This is a genomic window from Burkholderia sp. MSHR3999, from assembly GCF_000833595.1.
Lineage (GTDB): Bacteria > Pseudomonadota > Gammaproteobacteria > Burkholderiales > Burkholderiaceae > Burkholderia > Burkholderia ubonensis.
Genome location: NZ_JRFO01000006.1, coordinates 323977 through 342364, shown reverse-complemented (window position 1 = coordinate 342364; position 18388 = coordinate 323977). Strand labels below are relative to the sequence as shown.

Genomic DNA, 18388 nt, shown 5'->3' with positions numbered 1-18388 from the left:
AAATCGATTAGAATCTCAAGACGTCACAAACCCCGCGCTGGCGGGGTTTTTTCTTTTGGGCGACCGTAAAGCATGGGGCGGGAGTAGGTGCTGAAGCGCTAACTCCCGCCGACCGCGAAGCATGGGGCCAGAGTAAGCGCTGAAGCGCTAACTCTGGCCGACAGGAGATATGGAGATGCAATCGACGATCAAACCCGTCGAGTACGACCGGCCGGTCGCGGCAGGCGCAGTCTGCGGCGTCGGGCAAGCTTGGGCAAAGGTGCCCGAGACGCCGTCCGCCGAGGAGCGCGCCGCACTGAAGGCGCGCATCAAGGCGCTGCTGGCCCGCGAGAAGGCAGTCCTGGTCGCGCACTATTACGTGGACGCCGAATTGCAGGAACTCGCCGACGAAACCGGCGGCTGCGTCGCCGATTCGCTCGAAATGGCCCGCTTCGGCCGCGACCACGACGCGCAGACGCTCGTCGTCGCGGGCGTGCGCTTCATGGGCGAAACCGCGAAGATCCTGAGCCCGGCCAAGCGAATCCTGATGCCGGACCTCGACGCCACCTGTTCGCTCGACCTCGGCTGCCCGGCCGACGAATTCTCCGCGTTCTGCGATGCGCATCCGGACCGCACCGTCGTCGTCTACGCAAACACCAGCGCCGCCGTGAAGGCGCGCGCGGACTGGATGGTCACGTCGTCGATCGGCCTTGAGATCGTCGCGGATCTCCACGCCCGCGGCGAGAAGATCATCTGGGCGCCGGATCGCCATCTCGGCAGCTACATCCAGAAGAAAACCGGCGCGGACATGCTGCTGTGGCAGGGCTCGTGCCTCGTGCACGACGAATTCAAGGGCATCGAGCTCGACCTGCTGCGCGCCGAATACCCGGACGCGAAGGTGCTCGTCCATCCGGAATCGCCGGAGAACGTCGTCGCGCTGGCCGACGTCGTCGGCTCGACGACGCAGTTGATCGACGCGGCGGTGAAGCTGGACGCGACGCATTTCATCGTCGCGACCGATCTCGGCATCCTGCACAAGATGCAGCTCGCGGCACCGGGCAAGACCTTCATCGCGGCGCCGACGGCCGGCAACAGCGCGACCTGCAAGAGCTGCGCGCACTGCCCGTGGATGGCGATGAACGGCCTCGCGAACCTCGCGGACGTGCTCGAGCGCGGCCACAACGAGATCTTCGTCGATCCGGCGGTCGGCGCGCGCGCGCGCCTGCCGATCGACCGGATGCTCGATTTCGCGGCCGCTCACAAGAAGCGCGTGCAGGCGAGCGGCGACCTGCAGCGCGACCAGCAACTGTTCGCGAACGTGGGGGCGGCATGACGACCAGTGCCGTTTCCCCGCTTTACGAAGCGATCCGTGCGCAATACGGCGCCGCGTTCGACGAGGCGCTCGCGCGCAACGTCGCCGATGCGATTGCCGAGGACGTCGGCATGGGCGACCAGACCGGGCGGCTCGTGCCGGCCGGCGAGCGCCGCCGTGCGCGCATCATCGTGCGCGAAGAAGCCGTGCTGTGCGGCGTGCCCTGGTTCGACGCGGTGATGCGCCGGATCGATCCGACGATCGACGTGCGCTGGCAGTATCGCGAAGGCGACCGGATGAAGGCCGATTCGACCGTCTGCGAACTCGAAGGCCCGGCGCGCGCGCTGCTGACCGCCGAGCGCAACGGGCTGAACTTCCTGCAATTGCTGTCGGGCGTCGCGACGGCGACGCGCCGCTACGTCGACCGGGTCGAAGGCACGCGCGCGCAGATCCTCGATACGCGCAAGACGCTGCCGGGCCTGCGGCTCGCGCAGAAGTACGCGGTGCGGGTCGGCGGCGGCGCGAACCAGCGGCTCGCGCTGTACGACGGAATCCTGATCAAGGAGAACCACATTGCCGCCGCGGGCGGCGTCGGCGAAGCGCTCGACGCGGCGTTCGCGCTGAATGCCGGCGTGCCGGTGCAGATCGAGGTCGAGACGCTCGCGCAGCTCGACACGGCGCTCGCGCACGGCGCGCAGTCGGTGCTGCTCGACAACTTCACGCTCGACATGATGCGCGAGGCGGTGCGCGTGGCGGCTGGCAAGGCCGTGCTCGAAGTGTCGGGCGGCGTCAATTTCGATACGGTGCGCACGTTCGCCGAGACGGGCGTCGACCGCATCTCGATCGGCGCGCTGACGAAGGACGTGCGCGCGACCGATTATTCGATGCGCATCGTCGACTGACCGCGCGGCGCAATCCGCAGACGAATAAGCCGTTGGCGTTTTGCCAACGGCTTTTTTGCTGATGCGGCGCGCGGCTCAGCGGCGCGCTTTCGGCGTCAGCACGCTCGGCAGCGCCTTCGGCAGCGTGTGCGGCCAGTCGCGGCTGAAATGCAGCCCGCGGCTTTCGCGTCGCGACTGGGCGCTCTTGACGATCAGCATCGCGACGTCGACGAGGTTGCGCAGCTCCAGCAGGTCGCGGCTCACGCGGAAGTTCGCGTAATACTCGTGGATTTCGTCGCGCAACAGCGACAGCCGGTGCTTCGCGCGTTCGAGGCGCTTGTCGGTGCGCACGATGCCGACGTAGTTCCACATCAGGCGCCGCAATTCGTCCCAGTTGTGCGCGACGACGACTTCCTCGTCGGGATCCGACACGCGGCTCTCGTCCCACGCGGGCAGCGCGCCCGGCGAGTCGACTTCGAAGCCGGCCGTCTCGATCGCTCCGGCAGCCGCGCGGCCGATGACGAGGCATTCGAGCAGCGAGTTGCTGGCGAGCCGGTTCGCGCCGTGCAGCCCCGTGTACGACGTTTCGCCGACCGCATACAGGCCGGCGAGGTCGGTACGGCCCGCGAGATCGGTGACGACGCCGCCGCACGTGTAGTGCGCGGCCGGCACGACCGGAATCGGCTGTTTCGCGATGTCGATGCCGAACTCGAGGCAGCGCGCGTGGATCGTCGGGAAATGTTCGCGCAGGAACGCTTCCGGCTGGTGGCTGATGTCGAGGTACACGCAGTCGATCCCGCGCTTCTTGATCTCGAAGTCGATCGCGCGCGCGACGATGTCGCGCGGCGCCAGTTCCTCGCGCGGGTCGTGCGCGGGCATGAAGCGGGTGCCGTCCGGCAGCTTCAGCAGGCCGCCTTCGCCGCGCACGGCCTCGGAGATCAGGAACGACTTCGCGTACGGGTGGAACAGGCAGGTCGGGTGGAACTGGATGAATTCCATGTTCGCGACGCGGCAGCCCGCGCGCCACGCCATCGCGATGCCGTCGCCGGTCGCGGTGTCCGGGTTGGTCGTGTACAGGTAAACCTTGCCTGCGCCGCCGGTGGCGAGCACCGTGTGCGGCGCTTCGATCGTGACGGTGCGGCCGCTGTCGACGTCGAGCGCGTACAGGCCGTGGCAGCGGCGGCCGGGCAGGCCGAGCCGCTCCGACGTGATCAGGTCGACCGCATGGTGATTTTCGAGGAACGTGATGTTCGGATGCCGGCGCGCGCGCTCGGACAGCGTCGCGAGCACCGCGTGCCCGGTCGCGTCGGCGGCGTGGATGATGCGGCGGTGGCTGTGGCCGCCTTCGCGGGTCAGGTGAAAGCCGAGTTCGGCGGCATCGTCCTTCGTGAACGGCACGCCCTGCGAAATCAGCCATTCGATCGCTTCGCGGCCGTGCTCGACGATGTAGCGCGTCGCGCTCTCGTCGCACAGGCCGCCGCCGGCGACCAGCGTGTCGTCGACGTGGTTCTCGATGCTGTCCGCGGAATCGAGCACGGCGGCGATGCCGCCTTGCGCGTTGTCGCTCGCGCCTTCCATCATCGAACGCTTCGCGATCAACGCGACCCGCCGCGTGCCGGCCAGATTGAGCGCGACCGACAGCCCTGCCAGGCCGCTGCCGACGATCGCCACATCGAATTTCATTGCTGCATCTCCATCATTTCACGCTTGATCTTGTGTCTTCCGGCGGCGCCGCCGCGGAAAGGGGAGAGCATACCGCGTCGGGCGAAAGCGTGCGCGCAAAACAAAAAGCCCCGCGATTGCGGGGCTTTTTGGTCACCGTCAGGCTGGCAGAAACCGGAGATTACTTGATCTTGGTTTCTTTGTATTCCACATGCTTGCGGACGACGGGATCGAACTTCTTGATCGCCATCTTTTCCGGCATGTTGCGCTTGTTCTTCGTGGTCGTGTAGAAGTGACCCGTGCCAGCGGTCGACTCGAGCTTGATCTTGTCGCGTGCGCCTTTTGCCATGATTGTGCTCCTTGGGCTTAGGCTTCGCCGCGTGCGCGCAGGTCAGCGAGCACGGAATCGATGCCGTTCTTGTCGATCAGGCGCAGGCCGGCGTTCGAAACGCGCAGGCGCACCCAGCGGTTTTCGCTCTCCACCCAGAACCGGCGGTTTTGCAGGTTCGGCAGGAAGCGGCGCTTCGTCTTGTTGTTTGCGTGGGAAACGTTGTTGCCGCTCATCGGCGCTTTCCCAGTTACTTGGCATACGCGTGCCATGAGAGCACTCCTAATACGCTAAATTCGGGGTTCGATCGCCGGTGAAGGTTCTCATCGAGCAGCCACGTGATCCATAGCTGCACTCAGAACGCCCAAGCCCTTAACAGACAAGGCCCTTCGATGGCTAGAACTGGTTGGAAAAAAGACAGACGGCGATTCTAGCAGAAAAAGTTCAGGAAAATCAAACGCAATTTCATCGTGCCGTCGTGGCGCGCGTGAGTCGTCCGCCGGAGTCCGTCTGGTGGCGGGCTCCGGCGGGCCGGCCTGCGCGGCACGGCGCAGTTTACAGCAAGCCGGCGCGCGCGAACGAGAACGTTTCGGTCGCGCCGACGACGACATGATCCAGCAGGCGCACGTCGAAGAGCGCGAGCGCATCGCGCAGCACGCGGGTCAGGCGCCGGTCCTCCGCGCTCGGCTGCACCGCGCCGGACGGGTGGTTGTGCGCGACGACCATCGCGGCGGCGTTCACCGACAGCGCGCGGCGCACGATCTCGCGCGGGTAGACGGCCATCCGCGTCAGCGAGCCGCGCGCGCTTTCCTCGCTGTCGACGAGCCTGTTGCGCGCGTCCAGGTACAGGGTCATGAACACTTCGTACGGGCGCGTGCCGATCACGAGGCGCAGGTAATCCTCGACCGCGCCGGGGGAATCGATCAGCAGATGCTCGCGCGCCTTCTCCGCGAGCGCGCGCCGCGCGAGCTCGGCGACCGCGGACAGCCGGGCGATCCGGGCTTCGCCGATGCCGGGGCGGCCGCGGAAATCGTCCGGAGTCGCGTCGAGCAGCCCGCGCAGCGACTTGCCGAAGTGTTCGAGCAGCGCACGCGCGCTGTCGAACACGTTGTGGCCGGGCACGCCGGTGCCGAGCAGCAGCACGATCAGCTCGTCGTCGGACAGCGCGGCCGGCCCGCGCTCGAGCAGCCGCTCGCGCGGCAGGTCGGGCCGTTTCGCGCGCGCCGCGCCGCGCTTGGGCTGCCCGGGCGCGCGCGGCGCGGCATCGGCGGCGGCGCGGCATTCGGGGAGGGGCGACAATGATTGCGGCATGGTTGATTCTCCATTGTGGCGGGCAGGCAGGCCTGTGCAACGTCGTCGCACTTTCCGCCTTGCGCGCTCAGGTGACTTACAATATCGGTTTTGCGCCGGGCCTCGCGGCCGCATCGGGCGCCGACTGAACGAGTAATTCATGAGCCTCATCGATCTTTCCGAAGTGAAGCCCGGTTCGCACGTCACGCTGCACTACCGGCTGGCACTGGCCGACGGCGCCGACATCGTCAACACCTTTTCCGACAAGCCCGCGACGCTGCTGCTCGGCGCAGGGCAGCTGGCGCCCTCGCTGGAACAGATTCTCGTCGGGCTCAGGGTGGGCGACCATTCGACTTATCAGCTAGCGCCCGAACAGGCATTCGGGCCCCGAAATCCGGACATGCTCCAGCGCGTGACGCTGAAGACGCTGCGCGAGAACGGGATGATCGGCGAGGACTTCACGCCGGGCGACCTGATCGAATTCAACGCACCGGACGGCGGCCGATATGCAGGGGTGCTGAAGGAAGTCGGCGAAACCTCCGCGCTGTTCGACTTCAATCATCCGCTCGCGGGCCAAGCGCTCAGTTTCGAAGTGAAAATCATCGGGATCCTGTAATCATGAGCACCACCGATACGCTGTCCGGACAGACCGTCGCCGCCGACGCCGAAATCCTGCTGGCCCAGCCGCGCGGCTTTTGCGCGGGGGTCGACCGCGCGATCGAGATCGTCGAGCGCGCGATCGCGATGTACGGCGCGCCGATCTACGTGCGCCACGAGATCGTCCACAACAAGTACGTGGTCGAGGACCTGAAGAAGAAGGGCGCGATTTTCGTCGAGGAACTCGAGGAAGTGCCGTCCGGCAATACCGTGATCTTCAGCGCGCACGGCGTCTCGAAGGCGGTGCGCGACGAGGCCGGCGTGCGCGGGCTGCGCGTCTACGACGCGACGTGTCCGCTCGTCACCAAGGTGCACGTCGAAGTGGCGAAGATGCGCCAGGATGGTGTCGACATCGTGATGATCGGGCACAAGGGGCACCCGGAGGTCGAGGGCACGATGGGGCAGGTCGAGCGCGGTATGCATCTCGTCGAGAGCGTCGAGGACGTGCAGAAGCTCGAGCTGGCCGATCCGGAGCGCATCGCGCTCGTCACGCAGACGACGCTGTCAGTCGACGACGCGGCCGAGATCATCGCCGCGCTGAAGGCGAAGTATCCGAAGATCCGCGAGCCGAAGAAGCAGGACATCTGCTATGCGACGCAGAACCGCCAGGACGCGGTGAAGTTCATGGCGCCGCAGTGCGACGTCGTGATCGTCGTCGGCAGCCCGAACAGCTCGAATTCGAGCCGGCTGCGCGAGGTGGCCGAGAAGCGCGGCGTCGCGGCATACATGGTGGATGCGCCCGACCAGATCGATCCGGCGTGGGTCGCCGGCAAGCGCCGCATCGGCGTGACGGCCGGCGCGTCGGCGCCCGAGGTGCTCGCCCAGGCAGTGATCGCGCGTCTGCGCGAACTCGGCGTGCGCAATGTCCGCGCGCTCGACGGGATCGAGGAGAGCGTGTCGTTCCCGCTGCCGCGCGGCCTGAACCTTCCGCCCGCCGCCTGACCCGCCCTACAACACTGCGGTACACCGAAGCGCGCCCCACGGCGCGCTTTTTTTTCACCTCGAAACCGCAATCGCAACCAACATTCCCGCAGATGGTGCAACCGGGTTGCTATTCTCCGCCCGGCCCTTGTCTCAAAATTGGTTGCAATGCAGGAAAACCCCATCAAATCAGGAATATTGGCGTTCTATAAATGGAGTTACAATTCGCCCGTTTTCAGGCCGGAATGGTCTTGGAACCCGGTTTTGGCAAGGCGCAGGAGACCTATTTAATGCATGTGAAGTTGGCTTACGCCGTGTCCGTCGCCGCAGCGGTTGCAATGTTCGCCGCCTGCAGCAAAAAGAGCGACGACGGGGCGGGCAAGGAGGCTGCGGCGTCCGCGGCACCGCCGGCCAGCGACGTGCGCGTCGTCAAGATCGGTCATGCCGCCCCGTTGACGGGCAGCATCGCGCATCTCGGCAAGGATAATGAAAACGGGGCACGTTTGGCGATCGAGGAAATCAATGCGCATGGCCTGACGATCGACGCGCACCCGGTGCGGCTGGAACTGGTCGCCGAGGACGACGCAGCCGATCCGAAGGTTGGCACGCAAGTTGCACAGAAGCTGGTCGACGACCGGGTCGTGGCCGTGGTGGGGCACCTCAATTCGGGGGTGTCGATCCCGGCGTCGAAAATTTACAGCGACGCAGGCATCGTGCAGATTTCACCATCCTCGACCAACCCCGCTTATACGAAGCAGGGGTTCAAGACCACCTATCGCGTCGTGGCGACGGACGCGCAGCAAGGCCCTGCGCTCGCCAGCTACGCGCTGCATGCGCTTCACGCGAAGCGCTTCGCGGTCGTCGACGACGCGACCGCCTACGGCAAGGGGCTTGCCGACGAATTCGAGAAGACCGTCAAGGCAGCGGGCGCGCAGATCGTCGCGCGCGAATCGGCCAACGACCGCGCGACGGACTTCAAGGCGATCCTGACGAAGATCAAGCGTGACCATCCCGACGTCATCATGTACGGCGGCATGGACGCGACGGGCGGCCCGTTTGCGAAGCAGGCGATGGCGCTCGGTATCGGAGCAAAAATCCTTGGCGGCGACGGCGTGTGTACCGACAAGGTGGTCGAGCTCGCGGGCAACGCGGTGCAGAACCTGGTCTGTTCGCAGGCGGGGCTCGCCCTGTCGCGGATGGAGAAAGGGGCGGACTTCGAGAAGAAGTATGAAGACCGTTTCCACACGCCGGTGCAGATCTACGCGCCGTTCACGTATGACGCGGTCTACGTGATCGTCGATGCAATGAAGCGCGCCAACTCGATCGAGGCGTCCAAGGTGCTGGCTGCGATGCCGTCGACCGACTACCGCGGGGTGATCGGTCACATCGCATTCGCGCCGAACGGCGATCTGAAAGAGGGGGCGATTACGCTCTACGACTTCAAGGAGGCAAAGAAAACCGTCCTCGATGTCGTGACGATGTAGCGACGGGACTCGTGACGGCACCGGAACAGTGCGGTGCCGTTTCTGTATCCGCTCCGGCGGCAGGTCCGGCCGTACAGGCCGGGCGGCGCGCGCCGGGACGATCCACCCTTACCGGTCTTTTCTAGTACCCGCAGTGCCGCCGAGACGACGTGATTCTCCGCTTACCCGCGGGGCGCAGCCTCATCCGGCAGCACGGGCCAAGGAGCTTTAAATGGATATTTTCGTCCAGCAGATCCTCAACGGGCTGGTGCTCGGCAGTGTCTACGCCATCATCGCGTTGGGCTACACGATGGTGTACGGCATTCTCGGCATCATCAACTTCGCGCACGGCGATGTGCTGATGATCGGCGCGATGGTCGCGCTCTCCGCGATCACCGTGCTGCAGAACCATTTCCCGCAGCTCGGCAACGTCGCGACACTGACGATCGGCTTGGGCATCGCCGCGATCGTGTGCGCCGTCGTCGGCTACACGATCGAGCGGGTCGCGTACCGGCCGCTGCGCCGCGCGCCGCGTCTCGCGCCGCTGATCACCGCGATCGGCGTGTCGATCCTGCTGCAGACCGCCGCGATGATCATCTGGTCGCGCAACCCGCTGCCGTTCCCGCAGCTGCTGCCGACTGATCCGATCAACGTGATCAAGGCCACCGACACGACGCCCGGCGCCGTGATCTCGATGACCGAAATCGTGATCATCGCTGTCGCGTTCCTCGTGATGGGCGGCCTGCTGCTGCTGGTGCACAAGACCAAGCTCGGCCGCGCGATGCGCGCGATCGCGGAAAGCCCGAACACCGCCAGCCTGATGGGCGTGAACCCGAACTTCGTGATCTCGGCGACCTTCATGATCGGCTCGGCGCTCGCCGCGCTCGCCGGCGTGATGATCGCGTCGGAGTACGGCAACGTGCACTTCTACATGGGCTTCATCCCGGGCATGAAAGCGTTCACGGCAGCCGTGCTGGGCGGCATCGGCAACCTCGCGGGCGCGATGGTCGGCGGGGTGGTGCTCGGTCTCATCGAGCAGCTGGGCGCCGGCTATATCGGCAATCTGACGGGGGGCGTGTTCGGCAGCAACTACCAGGACGTGTTCGCGTTCATCGTGCTGATCATCGTGCTCGTGTTCCGTCCGTCCGGCCTGCTGGGCGAACGTGTCGCGGACCGCGCGTAACGGAAGGGGAGCAACAACATGACATCCATTCAACCGATCGAAACCTCGACGACGCTCGTCGAAGAACGCAACACCGCGAAGACCGTCACCATCGGGATCCTCACCGCGGCGTTCGTGATCGCCGCGCCGATCATCATCGGCGCAGCGGGCGGCAACTACTGGGTCCGCGTGCTGGACTTCGCGATGCTGTACGTGATGCTGGCGCTGGGGCTGAACGTGGTGGTCGGCTTCGCCGGCCTGCTGGACCTGGGCTACATCGCGTTCTACGCGGTGGGCGCATACACGGCGGCGTTGCTGAGCTCGCCGCACCTGACCTCGCAGTTCGAGTGGATCGCGCAGCTCGCGCCCGGCGGGCTGCACGTGCCGTTCCTGATCATCGTGCCGATCGCGATGGCGATCGCCGCGATCTTCGGGATCCTGCTCGGCGCGCCGACGCTGCGGCTGCGCGGCGACTACCTCGCGATCGTCACGCTGGGCTTCGGTGAGATCGTGCGGATCTTCATGAACAACCTCGACCGTCCGGTGAACATCACGAACGGCCCGAAGGGGATCACGGGGATCGATCCGGTGCACGCCGGCGATTTCAGCCTCGCGCAGACGCACTCGCTGTTCGGCATCCAGCTGCCGTCGGTCTACATGTACTACTACCTGTTCGTGCTGTGCGCACTGCTGGTGATCTGGACGTGTACGCGCCTGCAGCACTCGCGCATCGGCCGCGCATGGGCGGCGATCCGCGAGGACGAGATCGCGGCGAAGGCGATGGGCATCAACACCCGCAACGTGAAGCTGCTCGCGTTCGCGATGGGCGCGTCGTTCGGCGGCCTGTCGGGCGCGATGTTCGGTTCGTTCCAGGGCTTCGTGTCGCCGGAATCGTTCACGTTCTGGGAGTCGATCGTCGTGCTGGCCTGCGTGGTGCTCGGCGGCATGGGCCATATCCCGGGCGTGATCCTCGGCGCGGTGCTGCTCGCGATCTTCCCGGAATTCCTGCGTTCGACGATGAGCCCGCTGCAGCATGCGATCTTCGGCCACGACGTCGTGGATACCGAAGTGATCCGCCAGGCGCTGTACGGCCTCGCGATGGTGATCATCATGCTGTATCGCTCGGAAGGCCTGTGGCCGGCGCCGAAGCATGAGGACAAGATCGCGAAACTGGCGAAGCGCAGCGCCAAGTCGGCGCGCGCATAACGGACTGACAGCGGAAGGAGAAACACACATGAGCGACAAGCAAATCCGACTGTCCGTGAAAGGCGTGAACAAGCGCTTCGGCGGCCTGCAGGCGCTGTCCGACGTCGGCCTCGAGATCAAGGAAGGCGAGATCTACGGCCTGATCGGCCCGAACGGCGCCGGCAAGACGACGTTCTTCAACGTGATCACGGGCCTGTACACGCCGGACTCCGGCGAATTCAGGCTGGACGGCGCGGAATACAAGCCGACCGCGGTGCATCAGGTCGCGAAGACGGGCATTGCGCGGACGTTCCAGAACATCCGCCTGTTCGGCGGGATGACGGCGCTCGAGAACGTGATGGTGGGCCGCCACGTGCGGACCAAGCACGGGCTGCTGGGCGCGGTGTTCCAGACGCCGGCGGAACGCCAGGAGGAGCGCGAGATCAAGGAGCGCGCAATCGAGCTGCTCGAATACGTCGGCGTGCTGCAGTACGCGGACTACACGTCGCGCAACCTGTCGTACGGCCACCAGCGCCGCCTGGAAATCGCGCGCGCGCTCGCGACCGATCCGAAGCTGCTCGCGCTCGACGAGCCGGCGGCCGGGATGAACGCGACGGAGAAGGTGGAACTGACGCGCCTGCTCGACAAGATCCGCTCGGACGGCCGCACGATCCTGCTGATCGAGCACGACGTGAAGCTCGTGATGGGATTGTGCAACCGGATGACGGTGCTCGATTACGGCAAGGTGATCGCCCAGGGTCTGCCGCAGGACGTGCAGAAGGACCCGAAGGTGATTGAGGCATATCTCGGCGCAGGGGTGCACTGATGGCAGCGGCAATGTTGAAAATCAAGGGCTTGCAGGTCAACTACGGCGGCATCCAGGCCGTCAAGGGCGTTGACATGGAAGTCCGCCAGGGCGAGCTCGTGACGCTGATCGGCGCGAACGGCGCAGGCAAGACCACGACGATGAAGGCGATCACGGGTCTCAAGCCGTACTCGGCGGGCGACATCGAGTACGACGGCAAGTCGATCAAGGGCGTGCCGACGCACGAACTGCTCAAGCGCGGCCTCGCGATGGTGCCGGAAGGCCGCGGGATCTTCGCGCGGATGTCGATCATCGAGAATATGCAGATGGGCGCGTATCTGCGCAACGACGCGGACGGGATCAAGAAGGACGTCGACCGGATGTTCGGCTTCTTCCCGCGCCTGAAGGAGCGCGCGACGCAGCTCGCCGGCACGCTGTCGGGCGGCGAGCAGCAGATGCTCGCGATGTCGCGCGCGATCCTGTCGAAGCCGAAGCTGCTGCTGCTCGACGAGCCGTCGATGGGCCTGTCGCCGATCATGGTCGAGAAGATCTTCGAAGTGGTGCGCACGATCTCGAATGAGGGCATCACGGTGCTGCTCGTCGAGCAGAACGCGCGCCTCGCGCTGCAGGCGGCCGACCGCGGCTACGTGATGGATTCGGGCACGGTCACGATGGAAGGCGACGCGAAGCAGATGCTCGACGACCCGAAGGTGCGGGCCGCGTATCTGGGCGAATGAGCGGGCTCCGCGCGTCGCCGCAGGCGGCGCGCAAGGGCTTTCGAAAGGCTGTCACGGTTCGCCGTGACGGCCTTTTTTCATGATGAGCCCCGTCTGCAACCGGCCGTCTGCAAATCGACATGCGCGCGGCGTAGGATGGGAAGTCCATCGGCACACGGAGAACACGCATGAGCCTGGATTACGGTTTCGTGAAGGCGAAGGTCAAGGCAGTGGCGGGGCTGAAGGCGTTGCCGCACGGCAGCGAGATCCAGTACCACATCCACCTGACGCTCGCGCTGCCGGATGGCGACTGGGACGTCGCGATCAACGTCGGCACCAACGACGCGGACGACCTGTTGAACTACAAGCTCGTCTACGACTTCCATCACCCGATCACGCAGACGCTCGCCGACGCAGGGGAGGGCTATGCCGATCTGACGGGGCAGGCCGCGCTGCCCGCGCTCGACTATCTGCGCAGCGACATCCTGAACGAGACCGGCGCGTGGCGCGCGAGCGACGTGATGGACGGCAGCGCGCATCCGGAGCCGATTCCGTCGCTGCTGCGCCTCGTCGAGGCCGCGCAGTCGCAGGGGCTCGACGTGGTCGTGTTCGGCCGCACGTACGTCGAAGGCAACGGCATCCACGACACGCACATGAACCAGGGCTCGTCGGGCCCGCACTTCCTGCATCGCGCGGGCGACGACCACAACGACCACAACGACATCTGGCAGGACGGCGCGCTGATCGTGCGCGTGAGCGACACGCAGTGGGCCGCGTATTTCGCCGCGTTCGAACAGCAGACGGTGCCGACCGACGCGCTCGGCAATCCGCTGCCGGGCGCGGAGCCGATCACGCATTGAGGCCGGCTGACGCCGGCGCCGGCGCGCGCGTCACGCCGCCGGCAGCGTCTTGCCGAACGAAATGCGTTCCTCGATGCGGTAGCCGAGCGCCGCATAGAAACGGCACGCGTCGTCGTTGCCGGGCAGCACCTGCAGGTTGACCTTCAGGCAGCCGCGCGCGGCGAGCGCGGCCTCCGCGTGGGCGATCAGCGCGCGGCCGACGCCGAGCCGGCGCGCGTCATGCGCGACGCCGAACGAATACAGCCAGCCGCGATGCCCGTCGAAGCCGGCCATCAGCGTGCCCACGACGCGCGCGCCGCTGACCGCGACGAAGAACAGCTCCGGCTGCGTCGCGAGCTTCAGCTCGATCGAGCGCAGCGGGTCGCGGTGCGGCGGCGCATCCGTCTCGCTGTACTGAGGGAACGCATCGCGCCAGACCGCGAGCACGGCGTCGGTATCGGCGCGATCGAACGGACGAATCGCAACGTCATCGGCGGCGGCATCCATCGCGCGGATCGCCTCAGAGCGTGTCGAGAATCGAGCGCAGCATCGCCATCATCTGGTCGATTTCGTCGGTCGTCACGTTCAGCGCGGGCATGAAGCGCAGCAGGTTCGGGCGCGCCGCGTTGAGCAGCAGGCCGTCCGGCTGCATCTCGCGCGCCTTCTCGACGATCTGCGGACCGATGTCCTTGCCGAGCAGCAGCGCGCGCAGCAGGCCCTCGCCGCGCTCGCCCTCGAAGCCGCGCTCCTCCGACAGCTCGAGCAGCTTGCGCTTCAGGTATTCGCCGCGCGCGCGCACGCCTTCGAGGAAGCCGGGCGCGACGAGCTGCGAGATCACCGAGTAGCCGGCCGCCGTCATCAGCGGGTTGCCGTTGTAGGTGCCGCCCTGGTCGCCGGCCTCGAACACCGCGACATCGGCCTTCGACAGCAGCGCCGCGAGCGGCACGCCGCTGCCGATGCCCTTGCCGAGCGTCATGATGTCCGGCTCGATGTCCGCGAGCTCGTACGCGAACAGCGTGCCCGCGCGGCCGCAGCCGCTCTGCACTTCGTCGACGATCAGGAGCAGGTTGTGCTGCTTCGTCAGCGCCCGCAGCGCGCGCATGAATTCGCGCGTCGCGGGGATCACGCCGCCTTCGCCCTGGATCGGTTCGAGCATCACCGCGACGGTCTTCCCGTTGATCAGCTTCTCGACCGACTCGATGTTGTTCAGCTCGGCCTTCGGGAAGCCCGGCACCTGCGGCGCGTACAGCGTGTCCCAGCCCGGCTTGCCGCTTGCCGACATCGTCGCGAGCGTGCGGCCGTGGAAGCCGTGGTCGAACGTGATGATCTCGTACGCGCCGTCCTTGAACTTGCGGCCCCACTTGCGCGCGAGCTTGATCGCGCCTTCGTTCGCTTCGGCGCCGCTGTTCGTGAAGAACACCTTGTCGAACGCGCTGTGCTGCGTGAGCAGGCCCGCGAGCTTCGCCATCGGCTCGTTGTAGAACGCCGGCGACGGGTTCAGCAGCTTTTCGGCCTGCGTCTTCAGCGCTTCGACCACGCCGTCGTTGCAATGCCCGAGGCTGTTGACCGCCCAACCCTGAATGAAGTCCAGATAGCGCTTGCCGGTGTGATCGTAAAGCCACGACCCCTTGCCGTGCGTGAACACGATGTCGGGGCGGTTCGTGATGTACATCAGCGAGTCGATCGGAAAATCGTTCAGCGGCATGGCAGCAGACTCCAGCGGAGGTTGAAAGGGAAACAGGCAAGAAAAAAGCCACGGGTGATGCCGTGGCTGGGTGGTTCGAACAGCTTGTGCGTAACGGGGTAGGGGTTACGCGCGAGTCCGTGACGAGCCGGCGGCATCCGGGCGGAGCGGCGAGCGGCGACGTCGGAGAGTGGACAGGAAGCGGTTCATGTGCGCAAGCATACGGCATCCCGCGTCCCACTGTAAACCGCCGCGATGCAACAAATATGTCGCAGCAGTCTTGGGGCGCGGGAGCCGGCCGGGGCTCAGACCGGATGCGCGAGATCGGCGGCGCTCGTGAACGAGTCCGCGTAGAACTCGTCCGCGGGCAGCCCGTGATGCTGCGTGAAGTCGCGCTGCGCGGACTCGACCATCACCGGCGCGCCGCACGCGTAGACCTGGTGCGCCGACAGGTCGGGCAGGTCTTCGATCACCGCGCGATGGACGAAGCCGGTGCGGCCGGTCCACTGGTCGGCGTCGTCCGGCTCGGACAGCACCGGCACGAACCGGAAGTTCGGAATCTCGTTCGCCCATTGCTCGGCGAGCTCGGCGAGGTAGATGTCCTTCTTGCGGCGCGCGCCCCAGTAGAGCGTCATCGGACGCGTGATGCCCCGGTGCTTCACGTGCTCGATGATCGCCTTGATCGGCGCGAAGCCGGTGCCCGACGCGAGCAGCACGATCGGCTTGTCCGAATCCTCGCGCAGGAAGAACGTGCCGAGCGGGCCCTCGAAGCGCAGGATGTCGCGCTCCTTCATCGCGCCGAACACGTGGTCGGTGAACTTGCCGCCCGGCATGTGGCGGATGTGCAGCTCGATCGGGCCTTCTTCGTGCGGCGCGTTCGCCATCGAGTAGCTGCGGCGCGAGCCGTCCTTCAGGATGAATTCGATGTACTGGCCCGCGAGGTACTGCAGGCGCTCGTTGGCCGGCAGCTGCAGCTTCAGCACCATCACGTCGTCGGCCTTGCGCTCGAGCGCGGCGATGCGGCACGGCAGCTTCTTGACCTGCACGCCGTCGACGCCGGCGATCTCGCGCACGTCGATCTCGAGATCGCATTGCGCCTTCGAGCAGCACAGCAGCGCGAGGCCGCGGGTGCGCTCGTCGTTGGACAGCGCCGACGCGGCGTGCGGGCCCTGCTCGATCTGGCCCGACACGATCTGCCCCTTGCAGGAGCCGCACGCGCCGTTCTTGCAGCCGTACGGCAGATGGACGTTCTGGCGCAGCGCGGCCGCCAGCACGGTTTCGTCCGACTCGACCTGGAATTGCCGGCCGCTTTGCTTGAGAGTGACGTTAAATGCCATAGAACCAACTAGAACAAAATGTGGGGACCGTGCATGTTGCGCACGGCAGCTACAATGCAAGCCGTTGCGCGCTGCGCAACGGTGGCTACTGAATTCGCAAACATCATGATCGCGACACGAATCCTGCGCCGTCCGCGCGTGCTGATCGTCGGCTGCGGCGACGTCGGCCTGCGCTGCATCGCGCAATGGCGCGCGCGGCGCGGCGAGCTGCGGATCGTCGCGCTGACGAGCCATGCGGCCCGGCGTGACGAACTGCGCGCCGCGGGCGCGACGCCGATCGTCGGCGACCTCGACCGTCCGTCGACGCTGGCCCGCCTCGCGGGGCTTGCGCCGCGCACGATCCTGCATCTCGCGCCGCCGCAGCCCGACGGCCGCGACGACCGGCGCACGCGTGCGCTCGTTGCCGCATTGACCATGCCCGGGCGGCGGCTCGCGCAGCCCGCGCCGGCATCCGGCAGGCTGCGGGCCGCGCGCGCGGCGCTCCGGCAGGCCGGTGCGTCCTCGCGGGAAACGCGTATTGTACCCGACGGTCTTCGCGCGCCCACGCTCGTCTACGCGAGCACGACCGGCGTGTACGGCGACTGCGGCGGCGCGCGCATCGACGAAACGCAGCCGCTCCATCCCGCCAATCCGCGCGCGTTGCGCCGGGTGTCGGCGGAGCGGCAACTGCGCGCCGCGACCGTGCGCGGCGGGCTGTCGGCGCGCATCGTCCGGATCCCCGGCATCTACGCGGCGAACCGGCTGCCGCTCGCGCGCCTCGAACGCGGCACGCCGGCGCTCGCGCCGGCCGACGACGTCTACACGAACCACATCCATGCCGACGACCTCGCGACGATCCTGCTGCGCGCGGCCGCGCGCGGCAGGCCGTCGCGCGCCGTGCACGCGTCGGACGACAGCGAACTGCGGATGGGGGAGTATTTCGACCGGGTCGCGCAGGCGTTCGGCCTGCCGCCGCCGCCGCGCGTGAGCCGCGCCGACGCCGAGCGCCTGCTCGAGCCGACGCTGCTGTCGTTCATGCGCGAGTCGCGGCGGCTGTCCAACGCACGGCTCAAGCGCGAATTGTGCGTGACGTTGCGCTATCCGACCGTAGACGATTTCCTTCAAACGCTCGCGCCCGGCGGCGCGTCAGGTCAGCGCGGGTAACGCCTCGATCAGCAGGAAGCAGAGCAACGCGCCGATCAGCGCCCCGATCAGGTTCGGATGGTATTTGTGCGTCGCGCGCATGAAGGCCAGCAGCCCGCCGATCGCAAGCGAGCCGACCACGGCGAACGCGATCATCACGTAGGACAGGTAGATCGAATCGGTGATGTGCATGATGTCTCCCCAGCATCGCTGCTCGTAACAGCTTGTAATTCGAGTATAGCGGGGGATCGGGCGGCCGCTGCGCGGCCGATCGCCGAACGGTCGTGCGGATTTTCCCTTACAGGGTTTTGACGGTATTGCGCAGCGACGCCAGATCGGCCTCGCTCAACCAGCGCCAGGTGCCTGGCTCGAGGTCGGCCGGCAGCGCGAATCCGCCGATGCTTTCGCGGTGCAGCGCCTCCACGCGATTGCTCGCCGCCGCGACCATCCGTTTCACCTGATGATATTTGCCTTCGAGCACGGTCAGCGCGAGCACGTGCGCGTCGCGCGCGTCGGCCGCGACCGCGGCGATCGGCTTCGGCTCGCCGTGCAGCTGGACGCCCGTGCGCAGCGCGTGCAGCTGCGCGTCGTCGAGCGGGTGGCGCACGGTCGCGACGTAGGTCTTCGGCACCTTGCGCTTCGGCGACGTGTAAGCGTGAACGAACTGGCCGTCGTCGGACAGCAGCAGCAGGCCGGTCGTGTCCTGGTCGAGGCGGCCGACGCACTGCACGCCGCGCGCGACGAGCGGCGGCGGCAACAGGCTGAACACGCTCGCATGATGCTGCGGATCGCGCGAGCACTCGTAGCCGGCCGGCTTGTTCAGCGCGAGATACGCGCGCGCATGGAACGGCCATGCGACGCCGTCGACCGAAACGACCAGGCCGTCGGTGTCGAATTCGGCGTCGGGGTCGGTGCAGGGCGCGCCGGCGACCGCGACGCGTGCCGCCTCGACGAGGCCGCGGCACTGGCGGCGCGAGCCGAAGCCCTGGGTGAAGAGAATGCTTTCGAGATCCATAGCGCGCGCATTCTATCAAGCGGCGCCCGC

20 protein-coding genes are annotated in these 18388 nt (G+C 66.7%); 11 read left to right on the top strand and 9 right to left on the bottom strand.

The genetic code is table 11. The features are described 5' to 3' along the window. Positions 1 to 175: 175 nt before the first annotated feature. On the top strand, positions 176 to 1312 hold the full coding sequence (gene nadA, locus KY49_RS18825) for a quinolinate synthase NadA (protein ID WP_042586860.1): 1137 nt from the start codon (positions 176 to 178) through the stop codon (positions 1310 to 1312). After that, complete coding sequence (nadC, locus tag KY49_RS18820) at positions 1309 to 2193, top strand: carboxylating nicotinate-nucleotide diphosphorylase (RefSeq protein WP_042586117.1); 885 nt, start codon at positions 1309 to 1311, stop codon at positions 2191 to 2193. Before nadA ends, nadC begins: the two co-directional genes overlap by 4 nt. 75 nt (positions 2194 to 2268) lie before the next feature. Here the strand turns inward: nadC and nadB are convergent, their stop codons facing one another. From nadB to radC, 4 genes are all read right to left on the bottom strand, one after another. After that, complete coding sequence (nadB, locus tag KY49_RS18815; protein WP_010090942.1) at positions 2269 to 3855, bottom strand: L-aspartate oxidase; 1587 nt, start codon at positions 3853 to 3855, stop codon at positions 2269 to 2271. 160 nt (positions 3856 to 4015) lie between these two features. Then, the gene (gene rpmG / locus KY49_RS18810; RefSeq protein ID WP_006478046.1) at positions 4016 to 4183 is read right to left on the bottom strand and encodes a 50S ribosomal protein L33; all 168 of its coding nucleotides are present in this window, start codon (positions 4181 to 4183) and stop codon (positions 4016 to 4018) included. 17 nt (positions 4184 to 4200) lie between these two features. Further along, a complete protein-coding gene (gene rpmB / locus KY49_RS18805; RefSeq protein WP_004186391.1) occupies positions 4201 to 4434 on the bottom strand; it encodes a 50S ribosomal protein L28 in 234 nt (77 codons plus the stop codon). Between the two features lie 283 nt (positions 4435 to 4717). Then, positions 4718 to 5473, bottom strand: coding sequence for a RadC family protein (gene radC, locus KY49_RS18800; protein ID WP_042586116.1), 756 nt, complete (start codon positions 5471 to 5473; stop codon positions 4718 to 4720). A gap of 139 nt (positions 5474 to 5612) precedes the next feature. Between radC and KY49_RS18795 the strand changes: the two genes are divergently transcribed. The 8 genes from KY49_RS18795 to KY49_RS18760 all read left to right on the top strand — a co-directional run bounded on the left by KY49_RS18795 (position 5613) and on the right by KY49_RS18760 (position 13221). Then, positions 5613 to 6068 carry an FKBP-type peptidyl-prolyl cis-trans isomerase gene (locus KY49_RS18795; protein WP_042586115.1) on the top strand — a complete coding sequence of 152 codons (456 nt, stop codon included), beginning with the start codon at positions 5613 to 5615 and terminating at the stop codon, positions 6066 to 6068. Between the two features lie 2 nt (positions 6069 to 6070). Continuing rightward, positions 6071 to 7051: a 4-hydroxy-3-methylbut-2-enyl diphosphate reductase gene (gene ispH, locus KY49_RS18790; RefSeq protein ID WP_010090946.1), complete on the top strand. Its 981-nt coding sequence runs from the start codon at positions 6071 to 6073 to the stop codon at positions 7049 to 7051. 269 nt (positions 7052 to 7320) lie between these two features. Next, positions 7321 to 8514, top strand: a complete 1194-nt coding sequence (locus KY49_RS18785) for a branched-chain amino acid ABC transporter substrate-binding protein (protein ID WP_042586114.1) — start codon at positions 7321 to 7323, stop codon at positions 8512 to 8514. Positions 8515 to 8725: 211 nt separating this feature from the next. Then, positions 8726 to 9676, top strand: coding sequence for a branched-chain amino acid ABC transporter permease (locus KY49_RS18780; protein ID WP_010090948.1), 951 nt, complete (start codon positions 8726 to 8728; stop codon positions 9674 to 9676). Between the two features lie 18 nt (positions 9677 to 9694). Then, positions 9695 to 10861: a branched-chain amino acid ABC transporter permease gene (locus KY49_RS18775; protein WP_042586113.1), complete on the top strand. Its 1167-nt coding sequence runs from the start codon at positions 9695 to 9697 to the stop codon at positions 10859 to 10861. Between the two features lie 28 nt (positions 10862 to 10889). Further along, positions 10890 to 11666: an ABC transporter ATP-binding protein gene (locus KY49_RS18770; protein ID WP_010090950.1), complete on the top strand. Its 777-nt coding sequence runs from the start codon at positions 10890 to 10892 to the stop codon at positions 11664 to 11666. Then, on the top strand, positions 11666 to 12382 hold the full coding sequence (locus KY49_RS18765) for an ABC transporter ATP-binding protein (RefSeq protein WP_029226375.1): 717 nt from the start codon (positions 11666 to 11668) through the stop codon (positions 12380 to 12382). The genes KY49_RS18770 and KY49_RS18765 overlap by 1 nt, the downstream gene beginning before the upstream one ends. Before the next feature lie 167 nt (positions 12383 to 12549). Next, positions 12550 to 13221: a DUF2278 family protein gene (locus tag KY49_RS18760; RefSeq protein WP_042586112.1), complete on the top strand. Its 672-nt coding sequence runs from the start codon at positions 12550 to 12552 to the stop codon at positions 13219 to 13221. Positions 13222 to 13251: 30 nt separating this feature from the next. Here KY49_RS18760 and KY49_RS18755 read toward each other — a convergent pair whose 3' ends face one another. From KY49_RS18755 to KY49_RS18745, 3 genes are all read right to left on the bottom strand, one after another. Further along, positions 13252 to 13707: a GNAT family acetyltransferase gene (locus KY49_RS18755; RefSeq protein ID WP_042586111.1), complete on the bottom strand. Its 456-nt coding sequence runs from the start codon at positions 13705 to 13707 to the stop codon at positions 13252 to 13254. A gap of 13 nt (positions 13708 to 13720) precedes the next feature. Beyond that, positions 13721 to 14905, bottom strand: coding sequence for an acetylornithine transaminase (locus KY49_RS18750; RefSeq protein ID WP_042586110.1), 1185 nt, complete (start codon positions 14903 to 14905; stop codon positions 13721 to 13723). Between the two features lie 284 nt (positions 14906 to 15189). Further along, positions 15190 to 16221: a CDP-6-deoxy-delta-3,4-glucoseen reductase gene (locus KY49_RS18745; RefSeq protein WP_042586109.1), complete on the bottom strand. Its 1032-nt coding sequence runs from the start codon at positions 16219 to 16221 to the stop codon at positions 15190 to 15192. Positions 16222 to 16326: 105 nt separating this feature from the next. Between KY49_RS18745 and KY49_RS18740 the strand changes: the two genes are divergently transcribed. Beyond that, positions 16327 to 17364, top strand: a complete 1038-nt coding sequence (locus tag KY49_RS18740) for an NAD-dependent epimerase/dehydratase family protein (RefSeq protein ID WP_042586108.1) — start codon at positions 16327 to 16329, stop codon at positions 17362 to 17364. On the opposite strand, the gene KY49_RS18735 is transcribed toward KY49_RS18740, so the two are convergent. Together KY49_RS18735 and KY49_RS18730 are read right to left on the bottom strand one after the other, a co-directional pair. Further along, positions 17347 to 17535, bottom strand: a complete 189-nt coding sequence (locus KY49_RS18735) for a hypothetical protein (protein WP_010090958.1) — start codon at positions 17533 to 17535, stop codon at positions 17347 to 17349. The two genes, KY49_RS18740 and KY49_RS18735, sit on opposite strands and share 18 nt — an antisense overlap. Before the next feature lie 106 nt (positions 17536 to 17641). After that, positions 17642 to 18358, bottom strand: a complete 717-nt coding sequence (locus tag KY49_RS18730; protein ID WP_042586107.1) for a pseudouridine synthase — start codon at positions 18356 to 18358, stop codon at positions 17642 to 17644. Positions 18359 to 18388: the final 30 nt, after the last annotated feature.

Excerpts from the sequence above, each read along its gene's own strand:
- nadA (WP_042586860.1), top strand. The coding sequence starts at position 176 with ATGCAATCGACGATCAAACCCGTCGAGTACGACCGGCCGGTCGCGGCA.
- nadC (WP_042586117.1), top strand. The coding sequence starts at position 1,309 with ATGACGACCAGTGCCGTTTCCCCGCTTTACGAAGCGATCCGTGCGCAA.
- nadB (WP_010090942.1), bottom strand. The coding sequence starts at position 3,855 with ATGAAATTCGATGTGGCGATCGTCGGCAGCGGCCTGGCAGGGCTGTCG.
- rpmG (WP_006478046.1), bottom strand. The coding sequence starts at position 4,183 with ATGGCAAAAGGCGCACGCGACAAGATCAAGCTCGAGTCGACCGCTGGC.
- rpmB (WP_004186391.1), bottom strand. The coding sequence starts at position 4,434 with ATGGCACGCGTATGCCAAGTAACTGGGAAAGCGCCGATGAGCGGCAAC.
- radC (WP_042586116.1), bottom strand. The coding sequence starts at position 5,473 with ATGCCGCAATCATTGTCGCCCCTCCCCGAATGCCGCGCCGCCGCCGAT.
- KY49_RS18795 (WP_042586115.1), top strand. The coding sequence starts at position 5,613 with ATGAGCCTCATCGATCTTTCCGAAGTGAAGCCCGGTTCGCACGTCACG.
- ispH (WP_010090946.1), top strand. The coding sequence starts at position 6,071 with ATGAGCACCACCGATACGCTGTCCGGACAGACCGTCGCCGCCGACGCC.
- KY49_RS18785 (WP_042586114.1), top strand. The coding sequence starts at position 7,321 with ATGCATGTGAAGTTGGCTTACGCCGTGTCCGTCGCCGCAGCGGTTGCA.
- KY49_RS18780 (WP_010090948.1), top strand. The coding sequence starts at position 8,726 with ATGGATATTTTCGTCCAGCAGATCCTCAACGGGCTGGTGCTCGGCAGT.
- KY49_RS18775 (WP_042586113.1), top strand. The coding sequence starts at position 9,695 with ATGACATCCATTCAACCGATCGAAACCTCGACGACGCTCGTCGAAGAA.
- KY49_RS18770 (WP_010090950.1), top strand. The coding sequence starts at position 10,890 with ATGAGCGACAAGCAAATCCGACTGTCCGTGAAAGGCGTGAACAAGCGC.
- KY49_RS18765 (WP_029226375.1), top strand. The coding sequence starts at position 11,666 with ATGGCAGCGGCAATGTTGAAAATCAAGGGCTTGCAGGTCAACTACGGC.
- KY49_RS18760 (WP_042586112.1), top strand. The coding sequence starts at position 12,550 with ATGAGCCTGGATTACGGTTTCGTGAAGGCGAAGGTCAAGGCAGTGGCG.
- KY49_RS18755 (WP_042586111.1), bottom strand. The coding sequence starts at position 13,707 with ATGGATGCCGCCGCCGATGACGTTGCGATTCGTCCGTTCGATCGCGCC.
- KY49_RS18750 (WP_042586110.1), bottom strand. The coding sequence starts at position 14,905 with ATGCCGCTGAACGATTTTCCGATCGACTCGCTGATGTACATCACGAAC.
- KY49_RS18745 (WP_042586109.1), bottom strand. The coding sequence starts at position 16,221 with ATGGCATTTAACGTCACTCTCAAGCAAAGCGGCCGGCAATTCCAGGTC.
- KY49_RS18740 (WP_042586108.1), top strand. The coding sequence starts at position 16,327 with ATGATCGCGACACGAATCCTGCGCCGTCCGCGCGTGCTGATCGTCGGC.
- KY49_RS18735 (WP_010090958.1), bottom strand. The coding sequence starts at position 17,535 with ATGCACATCACCGATTCGATCTACCTGTCCTACGTGATGATCGCGTTC.
- KY49_RS18730 (WP_042586107.1), bottom strand. The coding sequence starts at position 18,358 with ATGGATCTCGAAAGCATTCTCTTCACCCAGGGCTTCGGCTCGCGCCGC.